Source organism: Rhizobium sp. BE258, assembly GCF_031457345.1.
In the GTDB taxonomy this organism is placed as follows: Bacteria; Pseudomonadota; Alphaproteobacteria; order Rhizobiales; family Rhizobiaceae; genus Rhizobium.
The window spans coordinates 1-17,575 of record NZ_JAVDWL010000003.1; the positions used below are offsets into that span (position 1 = coordinate 1).

The 17,575-nt window shown below is 60.1% G+C and carries 16 protein-coding genes; 13 read left to right on the forward strand and 3 right to left on the reverse strand.

The annotated features are described in order from the left end of the window. Positions 1-177 precede the first annotated feature (177 nt). Positions 178-951 carry an SDR family oxidoreductase gene (locus tag J2X43_RS10550; RefSeq protein WP_310293794.1) on the forward strand — a complete coding sequence of 258 codons (774 nt, stop codon included), beginning with the start codon at positions 178-180 and terminating at the stop codon, positions 949-951. Between the two features lie 30 nt (positions 952-981). Here J2X43_RS10550 and J2X43_RS10555 read toward each other — a convergent pair whose 3' ends face one another. Next, complete coding sequence (locus tag J2X43_RS10555) at positions 982-2,076, reverse strand: LacI family DNA-binding transcriptional regulator (protein ID WP_310293795.1); 1,095 nt, start codon at positions 2,074-2,076, stop codon at positions 982-984. A 418-nt stretch (positions 2,077-2,494) separates the two neighbouring features. Between J2X43_RS10555 and J2X43_RS10560 the strand changes: the two genes are divergently transcribed. From J2X43_RS10560 to J2X43_RS10585, 6 genes are all read left to right on the forward strand, one after another. Then, positions 2,495-3,538 (forward strand): 2-dehydropantoate 2-reductase N-terminal domain-containing protein, encoded by a 1,044-nt coding sequence (locus J2X43_RS10560; RefSeq protein ID WP_310293796.1) that lies wholly within the window; start codon positions 2,495-2,497, stop codon positions 3,536-3,538. 77 nt (positions 3,539-3,615) lie between these two features. Further along, positions 3,616-4,677 carry a 2-dehydropantoate 2-reductase N-terminal domain-containing protein gene (locus J2X43_RS10565; protein WP_310293798.1) on the forward strand — a complete coding sequence of 354 codons (1,062 nt, stop codon included), beginning with the start codon at positions 3,616-3,618 and terminating at the stop codon, positions 4,675-4,677. Positions 4,678-4,732: 55 nt separating this feature from the next. Beyond that, on the forward strand, positions 4,733-5,839 hold the full coding sequence (locus J2X43_RS10570) for a sugar ABC transporter substrate-binding protein (RefSeq protein ID WP_310293800.1): 1,107 nt from the start codon (positions 4,733-4,735) through the stop codon (positions 5,837-5,839). Between the two features lie 34 nt (positions 5,840-5,873). Beyond that, complete coding sequence (locus J2X43_RS10575; RefSeq protein WP_310293801.1) at positions 5,874-6,881, forward strand: ABC transporter permease; 1,008 nt, start codon at positions 5,874-5,876, stop codon at positions 6,879-6,881. Further along, positions 6,878-8,395 carry a sugar ABC transporter ATP-binding protein gene (locus tag J2X43_RS10580; protein WP_310293804.1) on the forward strand — a complete coding sequence of 506 codons (1,518 nt, stop codon included), beginning with the start codon at positions 6,878-6,880 and terminating at the stop codon, positions 8,393-8,395. Before J2X43_RS10575 ends, J2X43_RS10580 begins: the two co-directional genes overlap by 4 nt. Before the next feature lie 61 nt (positions 8,396-8,456). Further along, positions 8,457-9,437 (forward strand): ABC transporter permease, encoded by a 981-nt coding sequence (locus tag J2X43_RS10585; RefSeq protein ID WP_310293805.1) that lies wholly within the window; start codon positions 8,457-8,459, stop codon positions 9,435-9,437. Positions 9,438-9,510: 73 nt separating this feature from the next. Here J2X43_RS10585 and J2X43_RS10590 read toward each other — a convergent pair whose 3' ends face one another. Beyond that, entirely contained in the window at positions 9,511-11,217 is a 1,707-nt protein-coding gene (locus J2X43_RS10590) for an extracellular solute-binding protein (protein ID WP_310293807.1), read from the reverse strand. A 68-nt stretch (positions 11,218-11,285) separates the two neighbouring features. Continuing rightward, complete coding sequence (locus J2X43_RS10595) at positions 11,286-12,212, reverse strand: NAD(P)-dependent oxidoreductase (RefSeq protein ID WP_310293809.1); 927 nt, start codon at positions 12,210-12,212, stop codon at positions 11,286-11,288. 353 nt (positions 12,213-12,565) lie between these two features. Between J2X43_RS10595 and J2X43_RS10600 the strand changes: the two genes are divergently transcribed. Genes J2X43_RS10600 through J2X43_RS10625 form a run of 6 tightly spaced genes read left to right on the forward strand, consistent with a single transcriptional unit; the run spans position 12,566 to position 17,575 of the window. Then, positions 12,566-13,366, forward strand: coding sequence for a glucose 1-dehydrogenase (locus J2X43_RS10600; RefSeq protein WP_112538843.1), 801 nt, complete (start codon positions 12,566-12,568; stop codon positions 13,364-13,366). Between the two features lie 58 nt (positions 13,367-13,424). Then, positions 13,425-14,498, forward strand: coding sequence for a zinc-binding dehydrogenase (locus tag J2X43_RS10605; protein WP_310293812.1), 1,074 nt, complete (start codon positions 13,425-13,427; stop codon positions 14,496-14,498). Between the two features lie 2 nt (positions 14,499-14,500). Then, on the forward strand, positions 14,501-15,268 hold the full coding sequence (locus J2X43_RS10610; RefSeq protein WP_112538844.1) for an SDR family NAD(P)-dependent oxidoreductase: 768 nt from the start codon (positions 14,501-14,503) through the stop codon (positions 15,266-15,268). A gap of 18 nt (positions 15,269-15,286) precedes the next feature. Then, positions 15,287-15,571, forward strand: a complete 285-nt coding sequence (locus J2X43_RS10615; RefSeq protein ID WP_310293815.1) for a YciI family protein — start codon at positions 15,287-15,289, stop codon at positions 15,569-15,571. Further along, complete coding sequence (locus J2X43_RS10620; RefSeq protein WP_310293817.1) at positions 15,568-16,581, forward strand: Gfo/Idh/MocA family oxidoreductase; 1,014 nt, start codon at positions 15,568-15,570, stop codon at positions 16,579-16,581. Before J2X43_RS10615 ends, J2X43_RS10620 begins: the two co-directional genes overlap by 4 nt. A gap of 10 nt (positions 16,582-16,591) precedes the next feature. Further along, complete coding sequence (locus J2X43_RS10625) at positions 16,592-17,575, forward strand: zinc-binding dehydrogenase (protein ID WP_310293819.1); 984 nt, start codon at positions 16,592-16,594, stop codon at positions 17,573-17,575.

Genomic DNA, 17,575 nt, shown 5'->3' on the forward strand with positions numbered 1-17,575 from the left:
CATCCACACTCAGCGCTGAAAATGGCCTCCCCAAGGGAGTTCATCAAAGCATTGTCTCAATAGCTGAGCTGTCCGGCGAAATGGGGGGCACTCCAATCCAGAATGGATAATCTCCTCGTTCACTTTTCCGATTTCCCCCCTACCATCGCCACCGTCAAACTTCGGGAGGAAAAATCTATGGCGGATACGAAACTTGCGATTCTCACCGGAGCGTCGGGCGAAGTGGGGCGGGCGACGGCGCGGCGGTTTGCTGAGAGTGGCTGGTCGCTGCTGCTATGCGACCGGGCTTCCGAGGTTGTGGCGATCGCGGAGGCGCTGTGTTCGGAGTTTAGACGAACCTGCATCGGCGTGCAGATGGATCTCGAGCGTGATGCAGAGATCGACCGGGTGATCGAGCGGGCCGCGCAGACGGGTATTCCGCTGCGGTTCCTCGGACTGATCGCCGCGATCAATCATCCCGCGGTCAGCATCGCGAATATCGACATGTCCCTCTGGGACAAGGTGCAGAACATCAATTTGCGCGCCAATGTGAAGTTCATCAGTGCGGCCGTGCCCTTGATGCGCGCAGCTGGCAATGCGGCGATCGTCAATGTCGGCAGTTATTGGGGGAGGGAAGGTCATGCCTTCTTCAGTCCGTATTGCGCCTCCAAGGCGGCGCTGATCTCGCTGACGCAAAGTGTCGCGATCGAACTCGCCCCTGATATCAGGGTGAATTGCGTCGCACCGGGAAATATCGATACGCCCATGCATTTCAATGCCCTGGCGGTCGAAGCCGAAAAGCGTGGCATTTCGGCTGAAGCAATGCGTGAGATCGAATGGGCCAAGATACCGATGGGTCGGCCGGCGGCGACGACGGAAATCGCCTCTGCGATCCATTTCCTTTCGACCGACGATGCGAGCTATTTCGTCGGCGCGACCCTGGATGTCAACGGCGGCTGCCGGCTGACTTAACGGGCAGGTGCCTGCGTCGGCAAGCGCCGTCTATATGACAGCGGCAGTCTTGCCGCCGCCGCTCGAAAGCAAGACGTCAGGCGCGGGGCCGGTGCTGTCCCTGAGGACGGGATGTGGGGTCAGCAGCACCCGCTTGACCGGCTGCAAGTTGTTCTTGATCAGGCTCATCAGCAGATCGGCGCTTTCGAAGCCGAGATCGCGGCCTGCCGTGTGCAGGGTTGTCAGCGGCGGGGAGAGCATATTCATGAAGGGCAGATTGTTGACGCCGCTCAGTGATATCTCCTCCGGACAGCGAACCCCAGCCGCCTTCATAGCGGCAAGACAACCGACGGCGAGGAGATCATTGAACGCGAGCACGGCGGTGCTGGTCAATCCTGATGCCAGCATATGTGCCATGATCCTCTCGCCTTCGGCGACATCATAGGCGCGCGCCTCGACGACCTCGAAACGGCAGCCGGCGGCCTTTGCAAGACGCATCGCCGCATGGAACCCTGCCAGCCTGTTCTGGGCGGTGGAGGCCGCCAATGGAGGCGTGACATAGGTTATATCCTTGTGGCCCAGGTCGAGAACATGCTCGACCATCGCCTGAACGCCTGTCGCGTCGTCCATGCAGACAGAGGAGATGCGGCTGTCGCGGGGGTCACGCAGAACCGCAACGGTTGGAATTCCGAGCTCGAGGCAGAGTTCGACGGCTGGATCGTTCAGCTCGAAGCTGGCGACGACGAGACCGGCAACGAGCTGGCTGCTCATGCGCTCGACGATCGAGCGAAGCTTTGCCGCGCTATAATCGGAATTGGCGACGAAGGTGACGTATCCGTCCTTGGCGACGCGTTCTTCCACTGCGGCAATGATCGGAGAAAACAGCGGATCGCTCAAATTGGGGACGATGAGGCCGATCGTTCCGGTCTTCTGGGTGCGTAAACTGGAGGCGAGCGTATTGCGCTGATAGCCCAGCTCCTCGGCCACCTTCTCGATCTTGCGCACCACCTTGCTGGATATGCGGTGCGCTGCCCCGGGGCTGAGGGCGCGTGAAGCCGTCGATACGTGCACGCCTGCGCCCTTGGCGACATCGACGATCGTGGCGCGCGGACGCTTGCTGCCCGGAGGCTTTGAATTTTCAGTCATGAGGATGCCTGGTTGATAGCCTCTGTAACCGGGAAAATATTCGATCAAACCTTTGCGCACAAGGTGCAGCGTGAAACGCGAATTTGCGCCATCCCGACGGTTGCACTGCCGATGGGAGAAGCAAGCGACAATCTTTGATTGATTAGCTTTCTGGTAAATCAATCCGGAGGACGGCTTAATCTGCCGGCAGGACGGCGGTGACAGGCGACGAAAATCGATTCTCTTAGAAAATGTGCAATCGATTGCCTTTCTATTTTTCCATTAATGTTCTGAAAACACACGAACTATCGGGATAGAATGCAGTGTCTGCGAAATTTGTTTGAACAAATGAGCAAACGTTTGCTCTTGACTCTCATTTTAGTGGCTTTTATTCATAGCGTCGGAATGGAGCGGCACGGTGCGGTGCCGGAATGGGAGAATGCGCACGATGGCTTGGTCCTCCAAGGGCGATCTGAAAATTGCATTTGTCGGAACGGGCGCCCAAGGCGCCTCGATCGGTGCTGATTTCATAGAGGCAGGGTTCGACGTAACGTTTATCGAACAGTGGCCTGAGCATGTCGAAGCCATGAACGCGCATGGTGTCACCGTAAACCTCAAGACCCGTTCTATTCATGCAAACGTTTGCGCCAGGCATCTTTGCCAAGTCGCTGAAATCCGCGAGCGCTTCGATCTGATCTTTGTGGTGGTCAAGGCTTACGACACCTCGTGGACCTGTCAGCTGATCGAGCCGGTTCTTGCCGAGGACGGTCTTGTCGTTGGTATTCAGAACGGCATGACGCAGCATGCAATTGCCGCGGTTGTCGGCGCGGAGCGAACTGTTGGCGCAGTCTTCGACATGGCGTCGAACATGTTCGTCCCGGGCGTTACCAACCGGCAGAATGATCACGACACCTCGTGGTTTGCGCTGGGTGCGCTCGATCCTATCAACCGCGACCGTGTCGAGATGATCGCCGAGTTGCTGCGTGTGAGCGGCCGGGTCGAGGTGTCTGACGATATCAGCTCTGCAAAGTGGATGAAGCTGATCGTCAACGCCGCGCAGCTCGTTCCCTCCGCGATCCTGGGTCTGCCTTTTGCCGAGGCAGTGAGGGTCCCCGGCATGGAAGCGGTAATGAGGACTGCGGGCTACGAAGCGATGCGGGCAGCGCAGGCAGATGGCGCCAGCATCGTGCCGATCCTCGGTATGGCCCCGACCACGACGAATGACCCCGAGCGCTATGTCGATGAAATCTTCGACGAGGTCCTCAAGACTTTCATGATGCCGGATACGCTCACGACCGTTCTCCAGGATTGGCGCAAGGGCCGGCGCGGCGAGGTTCTCGATATCAACGGGCATGTGGTGAAGACGCTGGAGAAGGCCGGGCAGAGTGCCCCTGTCAATCAACGGGTCGTTGAACTTGCCCGGTCGATCGAACGCGGCGCGCTTGTCGCGCAACCGTCGAACGGCACGCTATTCGCAGCATGAGCGGGCGGGGCGGAACGGTGACCGGCAATGGAATTTGAAACAAGGCGCGCAAGCTGCGTCACGAGAAGGAGAGACTTATGAGTTGGGATAAGACGCGTGGCCCCCGGATCGCGTTCCTCGGTACTGGTGCGCAGGGCGCTTCCATCGGTGCGGATTTCGTGCTGGCAGGGCTCGATGTCACCTTCATCGAGCAGTGGCCGGACCATGTCATGGCGATCCGTGAAAACGGCATCACGGTCAATCTGCCGACGCGCACCATCAACGCGAAGGTGCCCGCTCTCCATCTCTGCCAGGTCGCCGAAATCAAGGAGCCGTTCGACGTCGTGTTCCTCGTGGTCAAGGCCTACGACACGAAGTGGGCGTGCCAGCTGATCGAGCCCTGCCTCGCCCCTGATGGTTTCATCGTCGGCCTGCAAAACGGTATGACCCACGAGGATATCGCGGCGGTGGTGGGGCGTGAGCGCACGATCGGTGCGGTCATCGAGATCGCGTCCAACATGTTCGTGCCGGGCATTACCAACCGTCAGAACGACCATGACGAGTCCTGGTTTGCGCTCGGCGCGCTTGATCCGAAGACGCAGGAGCGTGTCGAAGACGTCGCCAACCTGCTCAGGAATTCCGGAACCGTCGAAGTGATGGAGGATATCCGTTCCGCCAAGTGGATGAAGCTCGTGGTCAATGCGGCCGAGCTCATTCCATCAGCCATCATCAACCTGCCGCTCAACGATGCGGCACGCGCCCCCGGCATGCTCGAAGTCATGCGTGCGGCGGGTTACGAGGCAATGCAGGCGGCACTCGCCGACGGCGCCAAGATCATCCCGATCATCGGCATGCCGCCGGTCACCACGAACCATCCGGAGCGCTATGTCGATCAGATTTTCGAGGAGGTGCTCAAGACCTTCTCGCGCGAAGACACATTGACGACGTCGTTGCAGGATTGGCGCAAGGGACGCCGGGCCGAAGTGCAGGAGGTCAATGGTATCGTTGTCGATATCCTCCGGGCCCATGGGCAGGCGGCACCGGTTAACAAGCGGGTCATGGAAATCGCCTACGACATCGAGGCGGGCCGCCTCGAGGCGCGGCCGGAGAACTCTGCTCTTTTGATCGAAACATACCAGGCCGTCAGCGATCGCGGATGAAATCCCGGCGCAGGCGGCAGGCGAGACATCAATTTAACCTGAGGAGGAGAATGGCATGAAATCGCATTTGAAATTTGGAGCCATCGCGCGGTGGCTTGTGACATCGGCGGCAATCTGCGCCGGCATCACGCTTCCGGCGATGCAGGCGAACGCCGATGAGGCCAAGGGAGGAAAGCTGATCGTCGGTATCGACGAGACCGCTTCCGAATACTGGTCCGAGTACCTGCAAGGCGTGAAGGATATCGGCGCGTCGCTCGGCAAGGAGCCCGTCGTGCTGACGAGCAACTACCAGGGCGACCAGCTGCTGGCGCAGCTTGGCGCGACCTATTCCGCCGGCTGCAATCAATGCGCGCTAGCCACCGATCCGTCGTCCAACGCCTTCGTAAAGGCCGTCGTGAACCGGTCGGCCAAGTCCAAGGTCCATGTCGTGACGATCTGGAACCGGCCCGAGGACATCCACCCCTGGGATACGGATTCCAAGTACTGGGTCGCTCACACGTCTTTCGATGGCGTGATGTCGGGCTACTATCAGGTCATGGCGCTGTGCAAGGCGCTGAACGGCAAGGGCAAGATCGCAGCCATCCAGGGCGTCCCGTCGACGCCGCCGGCGTTCCAGCGCATTGCCGGCCTGAAAAAGGGCCTGAAGGAATGCCCCGGCCTTGAACTCGTTGATACGCAGGTCGGTGACTGGCAGGAAACCAAGGCGCAGAACATCACGCGCACCTGGCTCGCCCGCTACGGTGACCAGCTGCAGGGCATTTTCGCATCGAACGACGCGATGGGCCGCGGTGCCGTCGCAGCGCTGAAGGAAAAGGGTCTGAACGGCAAGGTTCTGGTCACTGGTTCCGACGGCTCGAATATCGGCCTGGAGATGGTCAAGAGCGGCGATATGCTGGCCACCGTCTGGAACGATCCGGTCCTGCAGGGTGCTGTTTCGATGTCTCTGGCCTATGCGGCCGCTATCGGTGACATCGACCCGGAAAAGCTGACGCATGCCCAGCGCGACTTCTACATCAAGCAGGACGTCGTAACCAAGGATAACGTCGACAAGTATCTCGAGCTCAAGAAGAGTGCGCCGAAATACACATACGACGAGATCAAGAAGGACTTCTGGAAGGAATCTGCAGGCCAGATTCCCGAAGGTGCCAACGAGAACAAGTAATCGGAAGGAGGGGTCGATGGAGGCCGCTACCAGTATGAGCTCCAAAACGGTCGGTCGCTCGCTGACGCTTTTTGGCGACATCAGAAGCAAGTTACCCTGGACCCAGTTTGCAGGTCCCATCGTAGCACTGATCGTGCTGTCGGCGGGCTTCCAGCTGGTCAGCGGCAGCTTTCTTACCATCGACAACCTCAAATCCGTGATTGAGGCAGCGGCGGTTCCCGCAATTCTCGCCGCTGCCATCAGCTTCGTCGTCATCATGGGATCCATCGACCTGTCGCTGGAAGGAAACATGGCGACGACGAGCATGATCGTGGCACTACTCGTCGCCAACACCGTCAACGGCAATGACTATGGTATTGCCGGATTGCTGGTGGCCCTGGCAGTCGGCCTCGGCTTCGGCCTTTTCAATGCGCTGTTGAACGCCGTGTTGAAAATGCCGTCGCTGATCGTCACGCTTGGAACGTGGTTTGTCGGGCTCGGCATTGCCGCGGTTCTCTTCCCCGAGCGCGTGCCGCAGATCAATGATCCGCTGATCCTGAATCTGGCGCGTGTCCGCATTTTCGATCTCAGCCTGATCGTCTATGTCGCACTGGCCGTCATTATCGCCAGCCAGCTCATCCTGAATTACACCCGGCTTGGCCGCATGATCTATGCGGTCGGCGGCGACGAAGGCTTGCTGGTCGCATCAGGCCTGCGGGTTCGCTGGGTCAAGATCGCGGCATTTTCGATCTGTGGCGTACTAGCCGGGATGGGCGGAGTGCTGCTCTCGGCGCAGCTGAGCACCGGCAATGCAAATATCGGCAGTGGCCTGTTGTTTCCAGCGATCAGCGCTGCTGTTCTCGGCGGGACCGTTCTGACCGGTGGCCGGGGTGGCGCGGTGCAGTCTGCTCTGGGGGCGCTCATCCTCGAAGTCCTGAACAACGGCCTGATCCAGATCGGCGCCGGCCCCTATACCCGTCACGTCATTAGCGGTGCGGTGATCGTGATTGCCGTCGCAGCCGGTGGCTGGCATCGCCGCCGCAAACTGAGGGTCGTAAAATGACAGGCTCGCTTGTTCTCAAAGGTGTTCGCAAGACCTATGGCAGCGTCGTCGCGCTCGAAGGGATCGATCTCGAGATTCCGGCAGGTCAGGTACTCGGGTTGATCGGCCAGAATGGCTCTGGCAAGTCTACTCTGCTTAAAATCCTGGCGGGCTTGGCAATGCCCGATGAAGGGCAGGTCATTCTCGATGGCAAGCCGATCATTCTCGACTCGGCGGCAACCGCCGGCAGCTTCGGCATCGGCATGGTCCACCAGGAGCAGTCCCTCATTCCGAACCTGACCGTTGCGGAGAATATCTTCCTCGACAAGCCGCACCCGGCCAAGAAGAACGGGCTCTACCGATGGGGTGCGCTGAACAGGGCGGCCCAGGAGCAACTGCGCAAGATTTCGGTCGAGCTCCCGGTGAAGGCTCTCGTCGAGGACCTGAGGTTCGCCGAACGCCAGCAGGTCGAGCTCGCCAAGGTTCTGGCCATCGAGGAGCTCGTCGATCGCCCGCCGATCATTCTGTTCGATGAGCCGACTTCGGTTCTCACGCCTGACGAAATCAAGCTGCTCTTCAAGCAGATAAACAGATTGCGCGGGAACGCGACGATCGTCTTCGTCTCGCATCGTCTTGAAGAGGTCCTCGAGATCAGCGACCGGATCGTCGTGATGACCGACGGCCGCAAGGTTGCCGAACGTGACAGCCATTCTGTCGATCGCAATGAGCTCTACGAGCTGATGGTCGGACGTCAGAGGGTGACCAGCGTGCGATCCGAGCGGAAGCCAGCGGCATCCGACGCCAAGCCGGTTCTGAAAATCGAGCGGCTGAAGAGCGGCCAGCACTTCCGCAATGTCGATTTCGAACTCCGCCGCGGTGAAATCCTTGGTATTGCGGGAGTGCTTGGCTCCGGCGCCGAGGAAATGTGCCGCGCCGTCTTCGGCGCTGAAAAGATCGACTCAGGAAGGATCGCGATCGAGGGTAGGGCGGTGACCCCGGGCAGCCCGCGGAATGCGGTGAGCGAGGGTATCGGATATCTGCCGGCCGATCGCCGGGCGGAGGGCATGCTGCCCAGCCGGTCGCTGTTCGAAAACGCCGTTCTGACTTTCGGCCTCGACTATGGCTGGCGCTCGCTCATCCTGAGGCGGAACAGCGAGAGGCCGGCCGCGCTCGAATGGATGCAGCGTCTCAAGGTGAAGATGCACACACCCTATGCGCCGATATCGAGCCTGAGTGGCGGCAATCAGCAGAAGACGGTGTTGGCAAAGTGGCTGTTGGCGAAAAGGCTGAAAGTGCTCTTTCTCGACCACCCAAGCCGTGGACTTGATCCCGGCGCCCGTGATGATCTGTTCGCCGTTATCCGGCAACAGGCGGAGAAGGGGCTTTCGATCGTCTTTGTCGGCGACACGATCTCGGAACTGCTTGAACTCTCTGACCGCATCCTGGTCATGCGGGATGGTGAGATCACCGCGCATTTCGACCTCGCCAGCGGGGAGTTGCCGAAAGAGGAAGAAGTCGTTGCGGCCATGGTCTGACAGGTAACGGACCGGACTACGTGGCCTCGTAATGTGAATTTCGAATAAGGGATGGACGATCATGGGAAGTACATTGGACAGCACGCTGATCTCGGCCCTCCGTGGCCAGGGGTCGGGCATGATGAGATCGCTCGGTCCGCTGGCGGTTCTGCTTGCGCTCGTAGCGATCAGCGCGGTGATCGCTCCCGGCGTGATCGAGGTGGATTCGCTTTTGAGCTTCCTGTCCGATGCGGCTCCGATCATCGCGCTGGTGATTGGCGGAACGCTTCCGATCCTGGCGGGCAGCATCGACCTCTCGGTCGCCGGCGTCGCTTCACTCACGGGTGTTCTTGTGGTCGTCCTCAATCCGATCTTCGGCCCCTGGACGTCGCTCGTCGTGATCCTTATCGCCATGGCGTTCGGCGCGACCCAGGGTTTCCTGCATTCCTGGCTACAGCTTCCGTCCTTCATCGTCACGCTCGGCACGCTCAGCATATTGTCGGGGCTTGCCTTGCTGCTTTCCAACGCGACGGCAGAGCCGATTCCCGAGAATGATTTCTTCGTTTCCTATCTCTCGAACAGCACTGCGGAGATCCCGAACACGATCATCGCGCTGATCGTCATCGTCGCGGTGCTCGGTTTCCTGATGCGATATCTCCGCCTTGGGCGGGACATCTACGCGCTCGGCACGGGAGAACGTGCCGCAATCATGTCTGCCGTCAACGTCGTCGCCGTCCGCACCGTCATCTTTGCCGTTTCGGCTGGATGTGCGGCGGTCGCGGGTCTGTTCCTGATCTCGATCACCACATTCAGCTCACCAACGCTTGCCGGCAATCTGCTGCTGCTGTCCATCGTCGGTGTCGTTCTTGGCGGTACTGCGATCTCGGGTGGTGTGGGCGGATTGTTTCCGGCCGTCGTCGGCGGTCTGATCACGGCTTGGCTTCGCATCGTGACGGTCATTATCGGTGTGCAGCCGACAGCGCAGAACATCGTGTTTGGCCTCACCGCGCTGATCGCGGTAGCGCTGACGACCGACAGGAGCAAGCTCGGCATCATAAAATAACGGTGGCGGTTACCGGTCACCAATCACCAATCACTTCGGCGGCGGTTCTCCCGGACCGCCGCTTTGCGTTGCGTTAAACCGCTATTCTCTGCTTGGACCTGAGGTTGGCTTCGATCTGAGCCGACGCATCCTCGAGAGCGAGCCTTGGCGGCTTGTTGCCAAGCAACGCATCATGGATCTCTTCGCCGAGAACCTTCTCGATCGTCGTGTATTGCGGGATCTTGGGGCGCTGCCAGGTGTGAAGAAGGTTCTTCTTTGCCAATTGATCGACGAAACGCACGATTGGCGAGCTCGCGGCCGCTTCAGGATCAGCGCTGACGGAAAAGCGCGGGGCAACCGGGAAGCCGTTCTTCACATGCGCTTTCATGGCTTCCCTTGATGCCATCCAGGCAATCGCATCGGCGGCCAGTTCCACACGCTCCTCGGGCAGATTGGTTGGGATGCAGAACAGGAAGCCGCCAATCGGGGAGGCGCGTGTTCCACCCGGCCCGAATGGCTGTGGCAAGTATTCGACACGGCGCTTGACGACAGACTGAACATCATACTCGAAGCGGGCTGCGCGCATGGTCCAGAAATAGCCAAGGCTCGCCTTGCCCTTCAGAAATACTTGGAGCGTCTGATCCCACGCCATCTCGAGAATTTTCGGCGGCGATATCTCCATCAGCCGGCGCATGTAGTCGAGCGCCGCAAATCCGGCATCAGACAGGATGGTGCAGCTCAGCTCCTCCAGATTGGCTCCGTCGAGGGTGAAGCCGGAACGCGTCTTGCGCAGCGATATGGCGGGATGGCCGCAGGCGCCCATGAAGAACAGAAAGCTCGATGCGATCGGCATGCCGCGGGCACCGTCCCAGACGGCGCCGAACATGCCCTCGTCAGGCGCGTGGAATTTGCGCCCGGCATTGATGACGTCGTCGAAGGTCTTCGGAAAGGACAAGCCTGCGTCGGCAAATAGGTCCTTGCGCGCCGCAAGGAGCTCGACAGTACAGTAGCCGGGGACGCCGTAGTCCTTGCCTTCCCAAGTGGCGGACGACCAGATCGAAGGGTGGAAGTCGAGCGGATTGATGCCGGTCTTCTGGATATATTGATCGATCGGCCGGACGATGCCACTTTCGGCGAATTCCCCGAGCCATGGCATGTTGATCGCGATGACATCGTAGTCCGAGAGTGGTTTGGCACCATTCTCGCGCGCCCGGCGATAAAGCTCGGGAAGGGGCAGCAGGTCGAAGTTCTTGCGCGACGCCAGATTGTTACGGAAGTCGGCCCACATGTTGCGCATGGCCGAGAAATAGTTGTCGTCATTCAGCAGGAAGCGCAGCTCGATCTGCGATTCCGCCCGTTTCTGGACAAGGCGCATCGGCGGAATGATCTGCGATCCCAGAGGTGTGCCCCCGAAATAATATTCGTCCTCCTCTTCGCCGGCGCGCAGACCCAGGGTTTGCGCCAGAAGAGACTTTGTCTTGCGGGCATAGATTTCAAAGGAGCGGAGAAGCTGTTCGCTTGGCTGCAGTACAAAGCTCTTCCCCGTCGAACCTTTCGACACCCTGGTGATAGAGCCGTTGTCTATGAGCTTGTTGATCAGCCGCATCGACGTTGCGTAGGGCAGACCGGATTCCTGCCCGAGCGTCGAGATCGAAACGGTCTGGCTGAGGATATGCGACTTGATCAGGAAGGTGACGATGAGCCAGATGGCATCATCGTCGGCCGCTTCAACCACCTCCCTGAAGGGCCGGCGCGTCTTCTCGATGAAATCGATGACGCGCAACATTTCATATTCGTTCAAGGCGGCCTCCCAACCGTCGCATTGCCGACGATCAGACTAGCTGGCAAATCTTTCTTTCACCAGCGTGCCTATATGGCCTTGAGCGCCTGCGATGTTGCGGATTGATCAGGCTTCAACCCCGCGAGGCGCTCGGCCTGTTCGAAGAGGACGAAGAAGTCCTTCTCGGCAAGGCCATCGGCGAAGGCGGCTTCATATTGCTGCCGGATCATCGAGGCGAGATACATCGGCACGTGGTCGGACTTTGCAGCGCCGAGAATGAGATCGAAATCCTTCATCATCTGCGAAACCGAAAATGCCGGATCGAAATTCCGCTTCACCAGAAGATCGCGCTTGTAGGCGATCAGCGGCGAGGCAACCGCGCTTTCACAGATGACGTTCAGCATCGTCTCGACCGAAAGATTTCCCTTCAGTCCGAGGGTCAAAGCCTCTCCGAGAAGGGCCGCGGTCGCGCCGACCAGAGCGTTCAGAACGAGTTTCAGATAGCGTGCCTCTTCACCCTCACCGAGATAGAACTGTTTCGACGAAAAGCTCGCCAGCACTGGTTCGATCTTGCGATAGTCCGCCTCGGGCCCCGAAACCATCACCGACAACATGCCTGATGATGCTGTGACGGTGCTGCCCGAAACGGGCGCACGAAGATAGGCAACACCCTTGCGGCCGAGCGCTTCCGCAACTTCGGCCGAGAGTTCCGGCGAAACGGTACTCATCTCCACCAGAATCTGACCGGGCTTGAGGAGGTCGACCAGCGCCGATGGCCCAAGCGTGAGCTGGCGCAGAATGGCATCGTTCGGAATGGTGAGCATGATCACGTCGGCGGCTTCGACGAGATCCTCAAGACTGTGCGCGACGTTTGCGCCTTGGGCGACCACCGACGCACGATTTTCCGGAAGCGGTTCGTAGACGGACAGGGGATATCCGTGTTCCAGAACACGCCTGCTCATCGGGGCTCCCATCTTTCCGATGCCGGCCCATCCCACCCTCAACGTGTCGCTCATGCAAAACCTTCCTTCCCTGGAGGCGGCTGCCATCCAGAAGTATTCGACGCCGCGATTTCAAGAGGAAGCTTGGACTACCCGATACGGCCGTCAGGCTGGCTCGGCGCATGCTCTCTCCTCCCATGGAAATACTAGCGCCGGAGTGAGATCGTTTGCTGCATGGAAAATATCCGTTTCGGACAATTAAGGATTTGTCCAAGTGCATCTTCACCCGTAGCTTTAATTTCGGATCGCACGGCGGTTCCTTGGGAGGAATAAAAGCCGTCAGCAAAGTATAGACACGCGGAAGCTCGGGCTGCCGCGGACGATGCCTTGTTGCCGGCTTTCGTCAGCATGTTGGAGGAGCATCTGAGATGGGATCAAGCGCAGTTGCAGCTGTTGCCGGTAAAGTGGTTATCGTAACGGGTGCAGCACGGGGCATCGGTGCGGGCATCGCTGCAGATCTGGCCGAAAAAGGCGCGCATGTCGTCATCGCCGATCTGAACGCTGAAGCTGCGCAGAAGACGGCGGCAAAAATCTCTTCGCAAGGCGGGAGTGCCATTGCTGCGAGTGTGGACGTATCGAACCGCAAGGACGTCCGGGCGCTGATCGAAAAGACCGTCTCGCATTTTGGCCGGCTCGATGTGATGTTCAACAATGCGGGCATCAGCCAGACCTGCCCGTTCCTCGAAGTCACCGACGAGGACTTCGATCGCATCATGGCGATCAACGGGCGTGGCGTCCTGATCGGAACGCAGGAAGCTGCAAAGCAGATGATCGCCCAGGGCGGCGGCGGAAAGATCGTCAACACGGCTTCGATCGCCGGCAAGCAGGGCTATCCGCTCTTCGCCCATTACTGTGCATCGAAATTTGCCGTCGTGGCTATCACTCAGGCTGCGGCCCGCGCATTGGCCGAGCACAAGATCACCGTCAACTGCTTCGGCCCCGGCGTCGTCAAGACGGAGCTGTGGGAACAGCTCGACCGCGAATTCATCGAACACGGGCTGACCGAGAAGCCGGAGCAGGCGCTCAACGAATTCTCGCAATCCATTCTGCTCGGACGCGTCTCGCTCCCAAAAGACATCACAGGCGTGACGACCTTCCTCGCCTCCGATGCGTCGGATTACGTCACTGGACAAACGGTGATGGTCGATGGCGGCATGGTCCTCATCTGAAACGAATACGACTGGTCCGCGACAGCGGCCGCAAACGGCAATCACGAAAGGCATGGCAATGAAGGCTGTACGATACTACTCGAAGAAAGACATCCGCGTCGAAGACGTCCCCGCCCCGAGCGGTCCTCTTGGAGACGACATGGTGCTGATCGAGCCCTTGGTCTGCGGCATCTGCGGCACCGACATCCACGAATATATTGCGGGCCCGATCGTTACGCCGGCAACGCCCAATGCCTATTCCGGCGCCACACTTCCGCAGATCCTCGGCCACGAGTTTTCAGCACGTGTTCTGGAAGTCGGCAAGAACGTCACGCACGTTTCGCCGGGATCGCGCGTTTCCATCCAGCCGCTGATATCGCCGCGCGATGATTACTACGGCCGCCGTGGCCTTTTCCATCTCAGTGAGAACATGGCAGTCGTCGGCCTTTCCTGGGATTGGGGCGGCATGGGCGAGCGCGCCGTCGTCAACGGCTACAACGCCATTCCGGTGCCGGATACGGTCTCGGACGTCCAGGCGGCAATGATCGAACCGGCTGCCGTTGCCGTTTATGGTGTCGATCGCGGCGGCGTGACGAGCGGCAGCAGCGTCCTCGTTTCCGGCGTCGGCCCGATCGGTGCGCTGGTCCTGCTTGCGGCAAAGGCGGCCGGCGCGACCAAGATCTTCGTCTCCGAGCTCAATCCGAACCGCCGCGCGCTGGCCCAACAGCTCGTGCCTGAGGCGATCGTCTTCGATCCGCGCGAGACGGATACCGAGAAGCTGTTCCGCGATCAGACGGAAGAAGGTGTGGGCGTCGATGTCGCGCTCGAATGCGTCGGCGCTGAAGCATCGCTGAATCTTTGCGCCAAGGCTGTGCGCCGCCGCGGGACCGTTGTGCAGGTCGGCCTTCATGTGAAGCCGGCCGCAATCGATGCGATGCTCTGGGCGCTGAAGGATATCACCGTCGAGGCGACGTGGTGCTACCCCGTTACGATCTGGCCGCGCATCGCCTCGATGATTGGTGCCGGGATCTTCCCGGTCGAAAAGGTCGTGACCGCTGAGATCGCGCCTGAGGATGTGGTTGAAAAGGGTTTTGAAGCGCTGCTCGATCCGAAGGCGACCCATATGAAAATCCTTGTCAACATGAAGGCCTGACCATGAAGAACCCTATGGATCTCAGTGGCCGGACCTTCCTGATAACGGGGGCCGCAGGCGGCATCGGCAGCGCCACCTCCCTCTATCTCGCCTCGCTCGGAGCCACGATCGTTGCCGCCGACCGCGATGCATCCGTCGAGAAGACGCGCGATGCGGTTCGCGCGGCCGGAGGAAAAGCTGAGGCCGTGACTTTCAACGTCACCGACAAGAGCTCGGTGGAGGCCGCAGCGGCGAAGGTCGGCGAGCGCTTCGGCGCTCTCGACGGCATCTTCGCCAATGCCGGCATGTCCTATGAGCGTCCGGCGCTGGAGCATACCGAGGCTGATTGGCGCACTGTGATGTCCGTCAATCTCGACGGCGTCTTCTGGACCGTTCAGGCTTTCGCACGGTCGATGGTTGCCGCCGGGCGCGGTTCGGTGGTGATGACGGCATCGATCGCCGGCGTCAAAGCCGTGCGGCCGGAACTGCATGTCGGCTACGACGTGTCGAAGGCCGGTGTCGCTCACATGTGCCGGGTTCTCGCGGCTGAATGGGCAAGGTCCGGCGTTCGCGTCAACTCCGTCGGCCCTGGATACACCGATACCGTCATGCTGGCGGAGGTTGGCCGGGCCCAGCCCGCCGTCATGCAGAAGTGGCTAGACGATACGCCGGTCAACCGCCTGATCAAACCTGAAGAGATTGCCGCAACGGTCGCCTTCCTGCTCTCCGATGCGGCGAGCGGCATCACCGGCCAGCTTCTGATGGTCGATGGCGGCTACTCAATCGCCTGAATTCAAAAGGAATAATCGATGTTTTACGCTGTCCATTGCCTCGACCACGAGGGCGTCGTCGAAAAGCGGCTTGCCAATTATGATGCCCACAAGGCCTATCTTTCCACCGGCAAGACCAAGACCGTCATATCAGGTCCGTTGCTTGCCGATGACAACGAAACCATGATCGGCTCGCTCTTCGTTTTCGAAGCCGAGACCAAGGAAGAGATCGTTGCCTTCAACAAGGCCGATCCCTTCACAAAGGCCGGTGTCTGGAAGAGCGTCAACGTCCATCCCTTCAGCAAGCGGGTGGACAATCGATGACCGTGATCGAGAAAAATCCGGTCGCAACCGCATTGGTCGGTCTCGGCTGGTGGGGCCGCAAGATGGCAAGCCTCGTCAACGCCGGTGGCGCGCAGATGCATTTCGTGCGCGGAATCGATCCCAATCCCGATGCAGCCGCCTTTGCCGCCGAAATGGGCCTGCAATATTCGACGGATATGGACGAGGCGCTGAACGACCCGGCGATCGAAGCCGTCGTGCTTGCGACACCGCATTCGTTGCATCGTGAACAGATTGCGCGCGTGGTCGCCGCTGGCAAGCATGTCTTTTGCGAAAAGCCTCTCGACCTGAGCCGGGCCGGTGCCGAAGCTTCGGTCGCGCTCTGCAAGAAGGCTGGGCTGGTGCTGGGCATGGGCCATGAGCGCCGCTTCGAGCCGCCGATCGCCGAAATCCTGGAAACTGCCGAATCCGGAAAACTCGGCCGGCTGCTGCAGATCGAGGCGAATTTCAGTCACGACAAGTTCCTCGGTCTCGATCCGTCGAACTGGCGGCTGAAGGCCGATCAGGCTCCCGCGGGCGGCATGACGGCGACCGGCATCCACCTTACGGACCTTTCGGTCAAGCTGATGGGTCCCGCGAAGGACGTTCGCGTCATCTGCGAGAACCTCGCTTCCGGCATTCCGCAGGGCGATACGATGAGCGCGCATATCCGCTTTGCCGGCGGCGGGTCTGCATACGTCTCGGCGACGCTCGCCACGCCCTTCATCTCGCGTTTCGCGATCTTCGGCACCGATGGATGGATCGAAGTGCGTGACAAGGCGCATGTCGAGGCACCCGATGGGTGGATCGTCACCGAAGGCTGGAAGAACAAGCCGATCACGGTGCGCGAAGTCGCGCCCGCGGAACCGGTTCGCGACAACCTGAGAGCCTTTGCCCGTGCGGTCCGTGGTGAGGCCGAGTATCCGATCACCGGCGAAGACATGATCAACAATATTGCCTTGCTGGAAGCCATCGTGCGCTCGTCGAAGAGCGGTGCGCTGGTCGAGATTTGAGGAGGGAAACATGAAAGCTCTGGTTTTCGAAGCACCGGAAAAGCCCGTTATCGCTGACGTGGGCATGCCTGATCTCTCACCGAACGAAGTCCTGGTTCACACCAAGGCAGTCGGCATCTGCCACTCCGACTACGAGCTTCTGGCCGGCCGCTACATCATCCCGATATCCTATCCCGTAACGCCTGGTCACGAATGGAGTGGCGAGATCGTCGAGGTCGGCCGCAACGTCAAGGGCTTCAGGAAGGGCGACCGTGTCGTCGGCGAATGCGTGGTGCGCACGCCGGAACGGCTGCATCACTTTGGCTTCTCCATGAGCGGTGCCGACCGCGAATTCTTTGCCGTCAATCCGGAATGGCTGCACAAGCTGCCCGACGCTGTCGATGACAAGAAAGCTGCACTGATCGAGCCTTTCACCTGTGGTTTTTATGCCGTGCTTCGCTCAGGCGGCACCAATGCCAGCGAGACGGTCGTGGTCTCGGGTGGTGGTACGATCGGCCTGGTCTCGGCCGCGGCGGCAATCGGCATGGGCGCGCGCGTCATCGTCGTCGATCCGCTGGCCTCGCGCCGCGAGGTGGCAAAGCGTCTCGGTGCTGACGTGGCGATCGATCCGACCGATGGCGGCGCTGCCGACCGGATCCGCGAGTTGACGGGCGGCCACGGCGCCGATCTCGTCATCGAGGCGTCCGGTCATGACGCATCCTTGGCTGCCGCCTTCGACTACGCCCGCGAAGAGGGCCGGATGTCGATGGTGGGGATCAATATTGGGCGCAAGGTGCCCGTGGTGATCGGCCAGATCCAGATGAAGAGCCTGACCGTGCGCGGCTGCATCGGCTCCCCCGGCGTCTGGCCGGCGGCTATCCGCTTCCTCGAGCGGACGGGCATCGACCTCTCGCCGATCCAGACGCACGACTTCGCCCTGACCGATGCGGTCAATGCTTTCTCGTTTGGCCAGGATCCGACGAAGAGCATCAAGATCACGCTGCTGAACGGATAG